The 16,191-nt window shown below is 34.5% G+C and carries 17 protein-coding genes; 13 read left to right on the forward strand and 4 right to left on the reverse strand.

Annotated elements, in window-relative coordinates:
- Positions 1 to 20: 20 nt before the first annotated feature.
- The gene (locus P177_RS11175; protein ID WP_036154769.1) at positions 21 to 500 is read left to right on the forward strand and encodes a hypothetical protein; all 480 of its coding nucleotides are present in this window, start codon (positions 21 to 23) and stop codon (positions 498 to 500) included.
- 103 nt (positions 501 to 603) lie between these two features.
- Complete coding sequence (locus P177_RS11180; protein WP_036154770.1) at positions 604 to 1,722, forward strand: TlpA disulfide reductase family protein; 1,119 nt, start codon at positions 604 to 606, stop codon at positions 1,720 to 1,722.
- 75 nt (positions 1,723 to 1,797) lie between these two features.
- On the opposite strand, the gene P177_RS11185 is transcribed toward P177_RS11180, so the two are convergent.
- Both P177_RS11185 and P177_RS11190 read right to left on the reverse strand, forming a co-directional pair.
- Positions 1,798 to 3,462: an LVIVD repeat-containing protein gene (locus tag P177_RS11185; RefSeq protein WP_036154771.1), complete on the reverse strand. Its 1,665-nt coding sequence runs from the start codon at positions 3,460 to 3,462 to the stop codon at positions 1,798 to 1,800.
- A 126-nt stretch (positions 3,463 to 3,588) separates the two neighbouring features.
- Positions 3,589 to 4,239: a rhomboid family intramembrane serine protease gene (locus tag P177_RS11190; RefSeq protein WP_036154772.1), complete on the reverse strand. Its 651-nt coding sequence runs from the start codon at positions 4,237 to 4,239 to the stop codon at positions 3,589 to 3,591.
- A gap of 57 nt (positions 4,240 to 4,296) precedes the next feature.
- Here P177_RS11190 and P177_RS11195 point away from each other — a divergent pair, with 57 nt between their 5' ends.
- Positions 4,297 to 5,193, forward strand: coding sequence for a lysophospholipid acyltransferase family protein (locus tag P177_RS11195; protein ID WP_036154774.1), 897 nt, complete (start codon positions 4,297 to 4,299; stop codon positions 5,191 to 5,193).
- Between the two features lie 71 nt (positions 5,194 to 5,264).
- Here the strand turns inward: P177_RS11195 and glmM are convergent, their stop codons facing one another.
- On the reverse strand, positions 5,265 to 6,653 hold the full coding sequence (glmM, locus tag P177_RS11200) for a phosphoglucosamine mutase (RefSeq protein ID WP_036154776.1): 1,389 nt from the start codon (positions 6,651 to 6,653) through the stop codon (positions 5,265 to 5,267).
- 95 nt (positions 6,654 to 6,748) lie between these two features.
- Here glmM and P177_RS11205 point away from each other — a divergent pair, with 95 nt between their 5' ends.
- The 5 genes from P177_RS11205 to P177_RS11225 all read left to right on the forward strand — a co-directional run bounded on the left by P177_RS11205 (position 6,749) and on the right by P177_RS11225 (position 11,167).
- Positions 6,749 to 7,351 carry an acyl carrier protein phosphodiesterase gene (locus tag P177_RS11205; RefSeq protein WP_036154778.1) on the forward strand — a complete coding sequence of 201 codons (603 nt, stop codon included), beginning with the start codon at positions 6,749 to 6,751 and terminating at the stop codon, positions 7,349 to 7,351.
- 56 nt (positions 7,352 to 7,407) lie between these two features.
- Entirely contained in the window at positions 7,408 to 9,099 is a 1,692-nt protein-coding gene (ggt, locus tag P177_RS11210; protein WP_036154780.1) for a gamma-glutamyltransferase, read from the forward strand.
- A gap of 73 nt (positions 9,100 to 9,172) precedes the next feature.
- Positions 9,173 to 9,871 (forward strand): hypothetical protein, encoded by a 699-nt coding sequence (locus tag P177_RS11215; protein WP_036154782.1) that lies wholly within the window; start codon positions 9,173 to 9,175, stop codon positions 9,869 to 9,871.
- 77 nt (positions 9,872 to 9,948) lie between these two features.
- On the forward strand, positions 9,949 to 10,545 hold the full coding sequence (locus tag P177_RS11220; RefSeq protein WP_036154784.1) for an LURP-one-related/scramblase family protein: 597 nt from the start codon (positions 9,949 to 9,951) through the stop codon (positions 10,543 to 10,545).
- Positions 10,546 to 10,741: 196 nt separating this feature from the next.
- Positions 10,742 to 11,167 carry a GNAT family N-acetyltransferase gene (locus P177_RS11225; RefSeq protein WP_036154786.1) on the forward strand — a complete coding sequence of 142 codons (426 nt, stop codon included), beginning with the start codon at positions 10,742 to 10,744 and terminating at the stop codon, positions 11,165 to 11,167.
- Positions 11,168 to 11,176: 9 nt separating this feature from the next.
- Here P177_RS11225 and P177_RS11230 read toward each other — a convergent pair whose 3' ends face one another.
- The gene (locus P177_RS11230; protein ID WP_036154788.1) at positions 11,177 to 11,944 is read right to left on the reverse strand and encodes an XRE family transcriptional regulator; all 768 of its coding nucleotides are present in this window, start codon (positions 11,942 to 11,944) and stop codon (positions 11,177 to 11,179) included.
- A 139-nt stretch (positions 11,945 to 12,083) separates the two neighbouring features.
- On the opposite strand from P177_RS11230, the gene P177_RS11235 reads away from it, so the two are divergent.
- The 5 genes from P177_RS11235 (at position 12,084) to P177_RS11255 (ending at position 16,189) form a co-directional block, all read left to right on the forward strand.
- Positions 12,084 to 13,343, forward strand: coding sequence for a putative DNA modification/repair radical SAM protein (locus P177_RS11235; RefSeq protein ID WP_036154790.1), 1,260 nt, complete (start codon positions 12,084 to 12,086; stop codon positions 13,341 to 13,343).
- A 210-nt stretch (positions 13,344 to 13,553) separates the two neighbouring features.
- Entirely contained in the window at positions 13,554 to 14,330 is a 777-nt protein-coding gene (locus tag P177_RS11240) for a TIGR03915 family putative DNA repair protein (protein ID WP_036154791.1), read from the forward strand.
- Between the two features lie 233 nt (positions 14,331 to 14,563).
- Positions 14,564 to 14,962, forward strand: coding sequence for an OsmC family protein (locus tag P177_RS11245; protein ID WP_036154793.1), 399 nt, complete (start codon positions 14,564 to 14,566; stop codon positions 14,960 to 14,962).
- Between the two features lie 238 nt (positions 14,963 to 15,200).
- A complete protein-coding gene (locus P177_RS11250) occupies positions 15,201 to 15,761 on the forward strand; it encodes a hypothetical protein (RefSeq protein ID WP_036154795.1) in 561 nt (186 codons plus the stop codon).
- Positions 15,761 to 16,189 carry a hypothetical protein gene (locus P177_RS11255; protein ID WP_036154797.1) on the forward strand — a complete coding sequence of 143 codons (429 nt, stop codon included), beginning with the start codon at positions 15,761 to 15,763 and terminating at the stop codon, positions 16,187 to 16,189. Before P177_RS11250 ends, P177_RS11255 begins: the two co-directional genes overlap by 1 nt.
- Positions 16,190 to 16,191: the final 2 nt, after the last annotated feature.

Below are 16,191 nucleotides of genomic sequence, written 5' to 3' on the forward strand. Positions count from 1 at the left end.
TCACAAAAAAGAATAACTATATGAAGATTTTAAAAGGTATTACCGTATTGATTTTTACAGCAACTTGCTCCCTCTCTGCTCAAGAAATATCCAATCATGCCTTAGGATTACGATTAGGAGATAGTGACGGATTTGGAGCTGAAGTCAGTTATCAAAAATCATTAACACGCGACACTAGGGCTGAGTTTAACTTAGGATGGAGAGATAGCCGTAATTTTAATGCATTTAAAATTGCCGGTCTTTATCAATGGGTTAGACCTATTGAAGGAGATTTTCAATGGTATTACGGAGTTGGTGGCGGTTTAGGAAGTGTTGATTTCCCAGGTGATGATGGCGGTTTATTCATTTTTGCCGCTGGTGATGTTGGTATAGAGTATAATTTTGACATTCCATTAATTCTATCCTTAGATTTTAGACCAGAACTTGGAGTTATAGGTTATGACGGATTCTCTGACAATTTCGATTTCGATATCGGACTCGGTATACGCTACCAGTTTTAATCTCAATTATAACGATATTAAAAAGACCTTTAACCATTGCGTTAAGGGTCTTTTTTTATATCCTATATATAAGTACATTTGTAACTTAATCTAAGTGAAATTTATGAAAAATAGTATTTTAATACTGCTTGCAGGCGCTTTATTGTTCAGCTGCAACTCAAAGCCAGAAGGCTTTACCCTAAATGGTAAGTTGAGAGGTGAAATGACAGATGGCACTCGTGTTTTCCTGAAAAAAATAGGAGAAAACAATCAACCAATGGAAGTTGATACCGCTACTACAACAAATGGTGAGTTTACCTTTACCGGAAAATCCGATATCCCTGAGCTTCATTATATCTTTGTTGAACAATTACCTGGCTATACTGCCGTAATACTTGAAAACGGAGAAATTCAATTTAACGCCCAAAGAGATAGTATGGGCTTTGCAGATATAAGCGGAACGTTCCAAAATGACACGTTCGCAGATTATATGGAACAATCAAGAGAAATTTCTCTTCAAGCACAATCTATACAACAAGATATGAAAGCTGCATCTGGCGAGTCTGCATTGGCACTACAAGATGAAATGAAAGAACTTCAAGAGGAGTACAAAACTTTTGAACTTGACTATGTAAAAAGCCACCCCAAAGCGTTAATCTCAGCCTTAGTTTTGGATAGAGCTGTTGCTACCAAAGCAGTTGAGCTAGAAGAAGCTGAAGAAATTTACAAAACGCTTTCAGAAGAGATTAAAAACTCTAAACCTGGAAAACAAATACAAGAAGGTATTGAAAAATTAAAGGCTTCTGAGGCAGCTGATAAAAATTCAAGCATTGGCGCTAAAGCTCCTGAATTCTCAGGTCCTAGTCCTGATGGTGGTGAACTTGCTTTAAAAGATGTAATGGGAAAAGTTACCTTGATCGATTTCTGGGCCGGATGGTGTAGACCTTGTAGAGCTGAAAACCCTAATATTGTTGCAGTTTATAATAAATACCATGACAAAGGTCTAAATGTTTTAGGTGTTTCATTAGATAGAACTGAAGAAGCTTGGAAAAAAGCTATCGCAGAAGACGGATTAGTTTGGAACCATATTTCCAACATTGCATATTTTGACGATCAAATTGCTAAGCTCTATAATGTAGATGCCATACCCGCTGCATTCTTATTGGATGAAAACGGTGTTATCGTAGCCAAGAACCTAAGAGGACCCGCTCTTGAAGCTAAAGTAGCAGAGCTACTAAACTAGATTTCAACATAAATCACAAAAAAGCCCGAACAATAGTTATTGTTCGGGCTTTTTTATATCTTTTTTCCAAGTCTATTAAAATGCACCTCTAACATCTCTAAAAGTTCCTTCTACCGTAGTATCAGCACCTCTAGTTACACTACCAAAGATATTGACTACAGAATCATCACCTATAAATTCAATAGTAGCACCTTCATTAAGAATTAAATCTCCATAAATGGTTAGATTCCCTTCTACTCTTAAGTTTGCTCCTGAGTTTATAGAAACATTTCTTCTACTATAGTTTCTACCAACTACCATAGTCCCGTTCATTTCAAATAAACCATTACTGTTAATATTGACTCCGTCGCTTACGGTCCAAGAACCACATAGTAATAAATTACCTCCTACGTTAATATTGTAAAACCTCTTGTAACCATTGAAAGCAAAATCATCACCTGTGTTTACATTTAGGTATGAACTACCAGAATACGCTGTTAAATCTTCACAACGTGTTACCAAACTATCATCTGGTCTGTTTAATTTTATAATCTGAAAACCTTGTTTTCCTGAAGCTGCAAAAATATAATCATCTTTTGTAGCAACATAGTTTATTGAACCCGTCAACTCTATTACACCAACACCAACAGTGTTGTCATCATTAGTCTCAGAGAGACTTAATCCGCCAGCACCGTTAGCCATTAACAGAACATTTTCGTTTACAGCTACACCATTGGTAACTATTTCACCTGGCTCTGCATTTTCCGGACTTGTTAAAATAGGCAAATATTCTACAAAACTTCCTGAAGTTGCATTATACACTCCGGCACCTTTTATTCCTTCCGAAACAATAATATTATCATCCAAAAAGTCTAAAGTACGCTTGGCATCGACACCGAAATCAGATTCAATAGCGATACTACGCGTTGTATTCAAATTCTGATCCAAAAAGCTTACACCCTGCGCAGCATCTAAAACAGCCACCTCATTACCATTATATGCAACAGAACGTAAATCCAAGAAAGCAGCTTCGTTCAACACACTTAAATCATTTTTATCGTAAACAACCACAAAGCCTTCTTGCCCACTTGTTACTACAGCTTTGTTATCTATTATACGTACATCTGTAGCATTAAAGCCTTCTTGAAAACCATAGGTAATATTTGTCGTATTCATTCTACCTCCACTAACAGCTATTTTAGCTACAAGAGAATTTGCTGTTGCCGTAACCGATTTTTCAGAATCTACACCACCTGCAACATATAAATACCCATTATCATAGGCAATTGAATTTAAATCTGCATTCGTATAATAAACTCTTGAGGTAACCCTTGGACTCGTTGGGTCGCTAATATCTATAACATCAATAGCGCCTACATAGTCTTGACCAACTGTATTATACGATACATAACCGTAATCACCATCTAAGGCAACATGGGTTGCTGCCAAATTTTCTCCGTTTGTGAATGAAGGCGGAGCTATTTGAGCTACAAGTGAAAGCGGGTAATCTCCTGCCTGTTCCTCTTCATCTTTTCCTGTAACACTTGATCTTTTTGCACTGGCAATGGGATCTTCAAAAATATCCAAGACACCGGCACGATCAAAGCTAACACTGTTATCCAGCTTAGATTGGTCGGTTTCACTTACTAAATTATCTTCTGGGTTTTCAAAAACTGTAGTTTCATCACTACAACTTGCTACAAAAATCGAAGCAGTTGCAGCCATTAACCATACTTTTCTGATAGATAGGGTTGATTTCATTATAATTCGGGTTTTTGGTTTAACGACCCGAATTGTCTTAATGTTGCCTATATACAGGGAAATACGATGAAATGCACATTATTAAGGTAAATAATACACTTATGATTTAAAAAAAATAGAAATAGCCTAAATTTTACCCATTTTTTCAAGCACAATCAATAGGATTATTGGTAATGCAAGCAAGCCCACCATTAAGGTTTCGGTCTGCAAAAGACTAGGCATGAACAAGAGTGTAGTTAAATAACCGCCTATTGCACCCCCAAAGTGTGCCGTATGTCCTATGTTACCCAATCTTTTCTTCATACCATAAATAGAGTACAACAAATAACCAATACCCACAACATATGCAGGGACAGGAATCGGTATAAACATAATACCTAATCTCATGTCTGGTTGAAGAAGAATTGCCGAATACAAAATACCCGTTACTGCACCACTGGCACCAACTGCCGAGTAATAGGGTTCATCTTTATGAAAACTCAATGCCAACAAGCTACCTCCTAAAAGACTTACGGCATAAATAATCAGAAATTTTGTAGTATCAAACCAATTAATTACAACGCCCGCAAAGAAATAAAGGGTTAGCATATTAAAAAGCAAATGGGAAATATCTACATGCAAAAATCCCGAAGTTGCCATACGATCTTTTTGCCCCGCCTTTATAGCACCAATACTGAATTTATATCGTTCAAAAAAAGTAGTATCATTGAATCCCTTCATTGACACTAATACATTTGCCGCTATTATTGCTATGGTCGCTATATCAATGTTGTACATTATCTGCCCTTTATTTGGCGTCAAATATAACTATATTTGTCCATAATTTTTTTGAGAATGCAACTATTGGCCTTTGTTTTAATTTATCCGTTTTTATGGATAGTTTCCATTTTGCCACATCGTCTATTTTACGGTTTATCCGATATTGCCTGTTTCTTCATATACCGTGTATTTGGCTATAGAAGAAAAGTGGTACAAGAAAACTTAAACTTAGTTTTCCCCAATAAGTCCAAAGAGGAAATACATCGTATTGAAAAAGATTTCTACAAACACCTCTGTGATATGTTTTTAGAAATGGTAAAAACCATGAATTTAAGCAAGGAGGCCGTTGCAAAAAAATACCACCTTGTTAATCCAGAAGTTTTACTAGAGATAGAAAAAGAACGAAGCATTATTATTTTATGCGCACATTATGCCAATTGGGAATGGAATGTTAGCATAAACAATTACGTTAACTCTAAAGGATATGCGGTTTATCAAAAAATAAACAACTCTTATTTTGATAAATTTATTAGAAAAGTAAGAGCGCGCTGGAATACCACTTTAATTACCCAGGCACAAACTGCAAAAACGGTTATTCAGAATTATAGGAATAATATTAGATCAACTTACGGTATGGTCAGCGACCAATCTCCACAAGCTCACAAAGCTCATTATTGGACAGATTTTATGGGTATCACTGTACCAATTTTTAACGGTGGAGAAGCTTTGGCACGTAAAACAGGATTGGCTACTGTTTTCCTTAAAGTTAGTAAGGTAAAGCGCGGGCACTACAAGGCTGAGTTCACCCCTATTTCCATAAATAGCAAAGAAACCAAAGAACATGAAATTACGAACAAATTTTTAAGACTTACCGAAGAGCAAATAAGGGAACAACCAGAATATTACCTATGGACCCACAAACGATGGAAACATAGAGGAAAACAGCCAGCAGCATTTGCCGATGTAAACTAAAAGGATAAAAAGAAAAAACCGGAAGTAGTTGAACTACTTCCGGTTTCTTGTTTTAACAACTGGTTCTATGATTATAAACCGGCTATAGACTTTATTTCTCCAATAATTCGATCCGCCAAACCATCAGCTTCGGTCTGACTTTTAGCTTCCGTATAAATTCTAATAATAGGCTCTGTATTAGATTTTCTAAGATGCACCCAGTTTTCAGCAAAGTCAACCTTTACACCATCAATCGTAGAAATTTCCTCTGCGGCATATTTTTCTGCCATGGACTTTAATATACCATCAACATCCAAACCAGGTGTCAACTGAATTTTCTTTTTACTCATAAAGTAGCTTGGGTAGCTAGCTCTAAGCTCTGCCACTGTACCACCTTTTTCAGCCATTAACATTAAAAATAACGCAGTACCTACTAATGAATCTCTACCGTAGTGACTTTCTGGATAAATGATACCTCCATTACCTTCTCCACCAATAACGGCATTATTTGCTTTCATTTTAGTAACTACATTAACTTCACCAACTGCCGCAGCTTCATAAGTACCACCGTGCTTTTGTGTAATATCTCTTAAAGCACGAGAAGATGATAGGTTAGAAACCGTATTACCTTTGGTTTTACCCAAAACATAATCTGCACAAGCCACCAAGGTGTATTCTTCACCAAACATTTCACCATCGTTACTTATAAATGCCAAACGGTCAACATCTGGATCTACAACGATACCAAAATCAGCTTTTTCTTTAACTACTAAATCGCAAATATCCTTTAAGTGTTCTTTTAATGGTTCTGGATTATGTGGAAAATGACCGGTTGGCTCACAATACAACTCAACCACTTCAACGCCAAATTCCTTTAAAAGTTTTGGTATCGCAATTCCTCCTGTAGAATTCACTCCATCAACCACAACTTTAAATTTCGCTTTTTTTACCACTTCGGCATCTACCAAAGACAGGTTTAAAACTTCATCTATATGTATATCTATATAACTGTCATTCTTATTTATAACCCCTAAATCATCTACATCTGAAAAATCGAAATCTTCTTTTTCAGCTATTGCCAAAATTTTAGCACCTTGGGCAGCATCTAAAAATTCACCTTTTTCATTTAGAAGCTTTAGTGCATTCCATTGTTTTGGGTTATGGCTTGCAGTTAAGATGATACCTCCATCCGCCTTTTCCATTGGTACCGCTATTTCAACAGTTGGTGTTGTAGATAAATCTAAATCTACCACATCTATACCTAAACCTACCAAAGTAGAAACTACAAGATTTTGAATCATCTCACCAGACAAACGTGCATCACGACCAATAACGACTTTCAACTTCTCCTTTTTAGAATAATCTTTCAACCAAATTCCGTAAGAAGCTGCAAACTTTACCGCATCAATAGGTGTAAGATTGTCTCCTGGCTTTCCTCCAATAGTTCCTCGTATTCCTGAAATAGATTTTATTAGTGTCATATAATCTTAATAAGTTTTTTGCAAATATAAACGTATCATACTTATCACTATTGCCCTTCTTTGTAAATTCGACTTACCAAGCACAATTTAATCGAATGAATTTTTTAGCTCATATTTATCTCTCTTTTAATGATAAAGAAATTACGATCGGTAATTTTATAGCCGATAGCATACGCGCCAATAAATTTGATCACTTACCTAATAAGATACAAAAGGGAATAAAATTACATCGACATATAGACACCTATACCGACTCTCATCCAATTCCTAGAATAAGCAGCAAACGACTTCATGCAAATTACAGCCATTACAGTAGGGTTATCGTTGACATCTATTACGATCACTTTTTAGCCAAAAATTGGTCTACATATTCAGATATTCCATTGGATGTTTTTGTAGATAATTTTTATGACCTCTTGGAAGACAATTACGAAATATTACCTATTGGGGTTAAAAAGATGATGCCTTATATGATTACCGATAATTGGATTTTCAACTATTCAAAAATGGATGGAATTGCTCGTGTACTGAACGGTATGAACCGTAGAACGAATAATAAATCTAAAATGAATTTTGCCATTATTGACCTTGAAGAACATTATGATGCTTTTGAAGCAGAGTTCACCGAATTCTTTGAAGAGCTAATTACTTTTTCAAAACAAAAATACACTTCACTTATAGATAATAAAAAATCATAAAATACTTATATCCAATATTTAAAAATAAAATAATTAAATAATAAATTTAACCACCTATGAACCAAACAAAATTTGTATTAATGCTAGCTGCATTGGTTGTTTTAGCCAGTTGCAAAGAGAATCCTGCGACCCCAACAGGCACAATTACAGAAAAAGCAATGGTAGTATCTGCTCGCGAAGAAGCCTCTAAAATAGGAAGTGATATTATGGAAAAAGGCGGTAACGCTTTTGATGCCATGGTAGCCACAGAAATGGCTTTGGTAGTCGCATATCCGTTTGCAGGAAATCTTGGCGGCGGAGGCTTTATGGTGTATAGAAAAGCAGATGGTGAAGTTGGTGCTTTAGATTATAGGGAGAAAGCTCCTTTATCTGCTCACAGAGACATGTATTTAGATTCATTGGGTAACGTAATTCCCGGTAAAAGTACTTTAGGCGCCACTGCCGTTGGTGTACCCGGTACAGTTGCAGGTATTATTGAAGTGCATAAAAAGTTTGGATCACTTCCTTTAGAGGAAATCATGGCTCCGGTGATTGCTTTAGCGGAACGTGGTGTTGTAGTAACCGCTAATCAAGAAAAAAGACTAGCTAGCCAACGCGATAAATTTATAGAGGTAAACAGTGACAGCACTAAGTTTGCTACTGCCTTCAAAACTAATGACACCATTAAATATCCTGCGTTGGCAAATACATTTAGGAGCATTGCAAAGCATGGTAGAGACGGATTCTACAAAGGTAAAGTAGCTCAAAAACTAGCTGCTTTCATTCAAGAAAAAGGAGGGTATATTACTGAAGAGGATTTAGAAAAATACCAGGCGGTATGGAGAGACCCAATTACCTTCAACTACAAAGATTTACATATTATTTCTATGAGCCCACCTAGTAGTGGTGGCGTAACCATCAACCAAATATTCAAAATGATGGAAAAACATGACGTTGCAAAACTCGGTCACAATTCTCCAAAAATGGTTCAATTATTCACAGAAGCTTCTAGAAGAGCTTATGCTGATAGAAATTACTTTTTAGGTGACCCTGACTTTGTTGAAATTCCTTATGATAAATTATTGAGTGACGATTACCTAGCTGAAAGAATGGCTAATTTTTCTTTTGATAAGGCTACTAAATCTTCTGAAGTTGAACATGGAAATATAGAGATCGTAGAGAGCATGGAAACCACCCACTACTCTATTGTAGATCAAGAAGGGAATGCCATATCCGTCACCACAACACTTAACGGCGCTTACGGCTCTAAATTATATTCAGATGAGCTTGGTTTCTTTTTAAACAATGAAATGGACGATTTCAGCTCTAAGGCAGGCGTACCCAACATGTTTGGTCTTGTAGGTGCCGAAGCAAATAGTATTGCTGCGGAAAAAAGAATGTTGAGCAGTATGACCCCAACTATTGTTGAACGTAACGGTAAATTATGGATGGTTGTTGGAACTCCAGGTGGATCTACAATAATTACCGCTGTGGCACAAACTATTTTAAATGGATATGAATTTAAAATGAGTATGCAAGATGCCGTTAACGCTCCTCGTTTTCATCATCAATGGTTACCAGATATGGTCATTTTTGAACCGGACGGATTTTCCTCTGATTTAAAAGAAGAAATGAAATCTAAAGGATATATTATTAATGAAGAAAGAACACCTATTATAGGTAAAGTTGATGCCATTCGCGTTTTAGCAAATGGAAAACTTGAAGGGGGTGCTGATAAACGTGGAGATGATGCCGCTGTTGGTTTTTAATCAACGCTAAATTAGATTTAATAAGGTTATATACTTTATACAACAATTTATTATTGAAATATTTAAATATATTATGCTAAAGAAATTATTTAAGTTATTAGGTATTCTAATTTTACTAGCCATAATAAGCTATGGAGTCTTATATTACCTCTATAACGAACCTTTACCTACAGGAGAATCTGGACCAGAAGCAGATGCTTTAGCATACAGAATGTTCGATGCACTTAATTATAAAAATTATAACAACACAAAGGTATTGGAATGGTCTTTTAGAGGCGATCACCATTACATCTGGAATAGAGAGAAAGAAATTGTTACCGTTTCTTGGGACGACATTGTCGTTCAATTAGATTTAATAACCCCTTCTTCCAGTACAGCAGCTATTAATAATGTACCTGTTGCTTATGAAAAAACACAAGACTTAATTGAAAAAGCACAAAGCTATTTTAATAATGATTCTTTCTGGCTTGTGGCTCCTTTTAAAGCTTTTGACCGAGGTGCCGAACGATATTTAGTAGATATGAAAGATGGCTCAGAAGCATTATTGGTTACATATACCCAAGGCGGAGACACCCCGGGAGATTCTTATATGTGGATTATTGAACCCAGCGGAAGACCTAAGAGTTTTAAACTTTGGACAAAAATTATACCTATTGGCGGTGTAGAAGCTACATGGGAAGAATGGGTTAAAACAGAAAGCGGCGTCTTTTTACCTACACAACATAAACTTGGTCCACTCTCAATTTCTATGGGCGAAGTTAGTGGGCGCTAACAACTATTTTCTTTGCTAAAACATAATATAATTTAGCTAGCTGAGTTAGTGTAGGACACCAACATAAAATCAATTTCATGCAAGATTATGAATTTCCTTTAAATTTCACTTTCCATATTGGCACTTTATCAAATGACTTTTCAGCCGTAGACGCCAATGGAAAAATGATTGCCTATGTAAAGCAAAAGCTTTTTAAATTCAAGGAGAATGTTGGTGTTTATGAAAATGACAGTAAAACCAATTTACTTTACAATATTAAAGCAGATAGGTGGATTGACTTCTCTGCATGCTATTCTTTTTCTGACCCTACTGGTAAGGAATATGGAAAAATAGGTCGTAAAGGATGGGCTTCTTTATGGAAAGCGCATTATGAGGTTTTTGATCAAAATAAACAATTAAAGTATACCATTAGAGAAGAGAATGCTTGGGTAAAAGTAATGGACGGTTTGGTTGGTCAAATTCCTATTATCAACCTATTTACAGGTTTATTTCTTAATCCTGCTTACTTGGTTATCAATGAAAACAATGAGACTGTGGTGCGTTTATCTAAAGAAAAATCATTAGTTGGTCGTCGTTTTAAGGTTAGTGAAGTAAAAAAACTGAACGGTAAAGATGATGATATTATCATATTAAGTTTAATGATGATGGTATTGCTTGAGCGAAGAAAAGGCTAAAATTCTGCTAAATATAAAATTATACTCAGCTTGCGAATTGAATAATCTAAGTAATACTATTACTACCTAAAATTCTGCTCACTTACTTACAAGCAAATTTCATTTTTCTTAATATAATCATTTTAGAATGTTTAATCAGATTACCTAAATGATGAAAAATGAAGTAATTTTAAGTTCTTAAAGAAAATTTTAGGTTATGGAAATTAAATTAATCACACTAAATGAAGTAACGTCAGACCTGCAATCTCAACTTACGGAACTCTATAAGCAATTAAATGCAGATTTGACACAATTGGATATTGCGAGTGCATTATCTGATTACAACACCACTGAGGCCGTAATCTGTATGGATAAAGATAAATTAGTTGGTATTGCTATGATGGCAAAATACAAGGTAGTATCCGGTCATAAAGGTATGATAGAAGACGTAGTTGTCTCCTCTGATTATAGAGGTCAAGGCATTGGAAGAAAGCTAATGGAAAAACTATTAGAACAAGCAGAGTCATCAAAACTAGATGATGTATTATTATTTAGCGGTCACCACAGAACCGCTGCAATTTCCCTATATAAAAGCTTAGGATTCAAGTTAAAAGAAAGTGGAATGTATATTAAAAAATATTAAACCTATAGTTTAATTAACCTTCTTAACATGTTGTAATTGATCTTTTAACTCTTTCATAGACTCTTGCAATTGTCGTAGCAGTCCGCTATCGGTAGTAGCATCTACATTAAACGTTATTTTGCTACTTACTTCCCAAATTTCTTGAATTTGAAAAGGCTTAATATCATAAGGTGGATATGTTTCATTCAAAGAAATTAACGTTACATTATTTGAATTTGGTCGCTTCTCCACCTTTTTAACCATTATAGAATCTTGTAAAACTACAACGTACATTTTGTTTGCGCTTACATAATCTATATGTTCAATTGCCCTAGCTAAAACCCACTCACCGGGGTGTAAATTGGGCAACATACTATCACCCTCTACCTGAAACCCACGATAGGTTGCATTTCTAAATTCTGGAATAGGTAAATCAAAAGCTGGTAATTGTTGATACCAACTGGTATCGGAAATATTTTGTGGATATCCTGCCGCTGCTTTTGCATTCACCAAAACCATGTTATCCCTATTAGCAGAATCTACCGTTACTACCTTAGGTATTACACTTGTCTTAGAAGTCTCTAAGTACTGTTCTTCACTCTCGCCAAATAACCACAACGGATTAATCTTGAATTGTTTTAATAATTCTGAAACCACTTTACCGGAAAGTTTGGTTCTACCTCGTTCTATATCTGCAGTTGTACTAGAAACACCAATCAACGCAGCAAAATCCGCCTGTGTATAACCCAGTTCCCGTCGTAAATCCGTAAATCGTTTTAATGTCAATTCATTTTCCATAATATAGCTTGGTATCAATCAAGTATTTAGCATTCTCAATACTTCAAATATAGTGATTATGGATTATATCCAAAATATTATTTGGATTATTTCCATAATTAGGAATTATTCCATAATTTTGGATTAATTACAAATTGCTATGGATTTTAATAGAATAAAGGAAAAATTAAATATACTGGCGGATGCCGCTAAATATGATGTGTCTTGTTCTAGTAGCGGCAGCAACCGTAAGAATAAGAATAATGGCTTAGGAGATACCGGAAACGGAATTTGCCACACATATACAGAGGACGGTCGTTGTGTCTCTTTATTAAAGATCTTACTGACCAATCATTGCATCTTTGATTGCGCCTATTGTGTAACACGTAAAAGTAACGACATACAAAGAGCTGCTTTTAAAATTCAGGAGGTGGTGGATTTAACCATTAATTTCTATAGAAGAAATTATATAGAAGGTCTGTTCTTAAGTTCCGGCATATTTAAAAGTGCAGACCATACGATGGAAAGACTTATTTCTGTAGCTAAAAAATTGCGTGAAGAAGAAAATTTTAACGGATACATTCACTTAAAGTCTATACCAGGCGCCAGTGATGAACTTATGTACGAGGCCGGTTTATATGCTGATCGTTTGTCGGTCAACATTGAAATCCCCACTATCTCCGGCCTTAAACTATTGGCTCCGGACAAAAAACATGAAGATTTCATTAAACCTATGCAAAAGGTAAAAGATGAAATTATTCGTTATAAAGAAGAACGAAAAATCATTAAAAGCACTGCCAAATATGCCCCTGCAGGGCAAAGTACCCAAATGATAGTAGGTGCTACAGGCGAAAGTGATAAGGACATCATGTACTCTGCAACTCATTTTTACAAGAATTATAAAATGAAACGCGTTTATTACTCTGGTTACGTACCCATCTCTACAGATAGCAGATTACCTTCTTTAGGTTCCGAAGTTCCAATGCTTCGTGAAAACCGACTATATCAGACAGATTGGCTACTTCGTTTTTATGGTTTTAGCGTGAACGAAATATTAGATGCGGACAATCCTAATTTAGATATGGATATAGATCCCAAACTAATGTGGGCACTTAGAAACCTAAATTATTTTCCTGTAGATATTAATAAAGCTGAACCACGAATGTTGGCAAGAATTCCTGGTATAGGAATGGGCTCTGTTCATAAAATTATAAGTGGCAGAAAGTACCGTAGTTTAAACTGGGAACATCTTAAAAAAATGGGAATAGCGCTTAACCGAGCTAAGTATTTTATCATCTGTAATTCCAATGATTGGGAACGAAGAGATTTAGATGCATCCACGATAAAGGGAATGATTTTACAATCTCAAAATGGAAAATTCAAAAATCAATATAACAATCAATTATCATTATTTAATTAAAGTATAAATTAATCAATTTTTATTCGACTATGGAAAACCTAAATAACACCCTCAATACACAGAATTTATCAATTTTTAGTACTGTGGTTGACCGTAGTCAAAGTCAAATTTTAGCCCTAGGATACCAAATGGTATTATTAAAAACTAAAATTAAGAAAAGGCTAAAAATTGTATCTCGAATCTTTTTCTTCAACTTCTAAAACTGTTTATATGAATACTTCAAAAACTTTAGTTTACGATGGTAGTTTTAATGGTTTTTTGACCGCTGTTTTTGTTGGCTTTGAACAAAAATTATCTCATGCCGATATTCAAAAAAATAGTCGATTTCAAAGTGGACTGTTTGCTGATACCGAAACTATATTCACCAATATTGATAAAGCACAACGTGTTTGGAACGGAGTGCGAAAAAAAAGTAATTCGGCAATAAAGAACATATACTTTGCTTTTTTAAGTGAGCAGAATAATATTGAAGCCCTACTCTACCATTATATTCAAAAGTTAATGGGAGGCAGGTATCTGGACGCTACAGATTTTAGCGATGCGAGTATTTTAAAGATTAACCAACTAGCGCATAAAGTAGGAAGAGAAAAGCATAGAATGGAGGCTTTTGTACGTTTTCAATTGACCAAGGATGATGTTTATTTTGCCAATATAGAACCAGATTTTGACGTGTTGCCATTGGTATCCAAACACTTTAGAAATAGATATGCGGATCAGCAATGGATTGTTTACGACCTAAAACGTAAGTATGGTATTTTTTATGATTTACAAACTGTAGAAATTATTTCGCTTGATCTTACTGATATTCATACTAACAGTATTGAGAAGAGTGATGCCTTTACCGATGAAGAATATGAATATCAAGACTTGTGGAACAACTATTTTAAAAGTACCACAATTAAATCTCGTATTAACACCAAATTACATGTGCAACATGTACCAAAGCGTTATTGGAAATACTTGTCCGAAAAAAAGGAAGCGGTTTAAATCAATTTCATTATAGTTGACATATATCATTATTTAAGAAAAATTATAATTTTATTTTTAGTAATAATCTTTAAATAAATTTTACACTCTATATTAAATAGAGCATTAGTATAGTAGGAAGATTTTCTTAAGATGTAGAGTAGTCGTTTTATTTCTCATTTTTCAGGTCATTTCTTTATTTAATTGATTCTACTGTATTACTTTAATTTTCAACTTAATATATATATTCAATTATGAATTATAGAATAAAGGCATCTTCAGACTATAATATTGACGGTAAAATACATATAAAGCAATCTCATATTGTTTTTGACACTACTGGTAAAACTGCAAAGACACTACCAAATCCTGCTGAGATTTTTTTAGGTTCGTTAGCTTCGTGTATACTTAAAAATGTAGAGCGCTTTTCATTGTTGATGAAATTTCAATACAACTATACTAAATTAGAAATAAGAGCTAAAAGATTAGACAATCCGCCAAGAATGGACAGCATCAATTATCACTTAAACATTTTCAGCGAGGACACTAAACTAAACGTAGATTTACTTAAAAAAAATATTGAAAAGCACGGTACTATTTACAATACTTTAAAACAGGTATGTACTATAAATGGGAAGATTATAAGAATTTAAAGTGACTAGGTAAATATATTATTCCAACAACGTTTCGAGTAATATTCTACTCTCTAACAATACACATCTTCATATTGAATTCTTCCTGTAAGATTATTAATTAGACTTTAAGGAGCTATTAAACATATAAATTATTGAGAATAAATTATGTTTTGAATAGTTGATTTAAAAGTAAATTATAAACTTTGTATACGAGCTTAGAAACATTTTACCATAACAGTAAAATATAAATTGCCTGATGAAGAGAGATAAAGCTATTCGTTCGTTTACATTAGCTGCCGTATTAACTGTACAAATCGTAATTCTGTTTTTAATTTTAAAAAATAATTACGATACTAGTAATTATTTTTCAATAACAATATTATTTTTTATTTCTGCTACGGTGCTGTTTGGCCATGGTTATTTAGACCTACATCATAATAAATATGATTATGAAAAGCTATCTGTTGTTATATGGGTACCAATTGGTGCAATTGCTTGTCATTTACTGAATGTTAATTATCAATTAGGCAGTGTTTTATCGGCAGGCATAATTGGTACATTGGGCTCATTTACCCCAAAATTAAATAAGCAATCTGACTATTTCAAAGAACTCCCAACAGCAATATATTGCGGCGTATTCGTTGGTATGTCCAGTAATACCATTACCCCAACACTGGGATTTGTAATTGCCGCAGGAATCATTGCCGGATTGTTTTTTCTATTATCAAAAAATCTTTTTATTGGTATTGGCGGTAAATTAGGTACTATGGCTTTTCTTGGTGTTTTTATTGTCTATCTACTTAACCTAATGGCTTAATGAACAATTTTATCATAATAGTTACCGGAATCTTAGGTGCAATAACAACTTTTTATGTGAGTCATCACCATAATCAAGGTGCAGTAAGAGCATCTGCCCTTTTATCTCTTTTAGTAGGCTTATTTTTTTACTATTTCCCTGATTTATTAAATACATACCTAACAAAAAACATACCTGTAGTATTTATAGGAACTTCTTTCATAGGTATGATTTCAACAACCACTAGAAGAAGTTACATTCATTTGGCAATTGCAGGATGTCTATTTAGCATTATTTATATTAATAAGAACAATTTATTTCAAGGTTTTGGCGGTGCACTTGGTGCCCTGGCATTTATTGCGCTATTAACCACCTTTGCCTTTTCATTTGCATTTTCTAAAAGTATTTATAAGCTAAAAGCGATACTTAGACTACGTAAGTGGAAATAAAT

Origin of the sequence: Maribacter forsetii DSM 18668 (genome assembly GCF_000744105.1) — a bacterium.
Lineage (GTDB): Bacteria > Bacteroidota > Bacteroidia > Flavobacteriales > Flavobacteriaceae > Maribacter > Maribacter forsetii.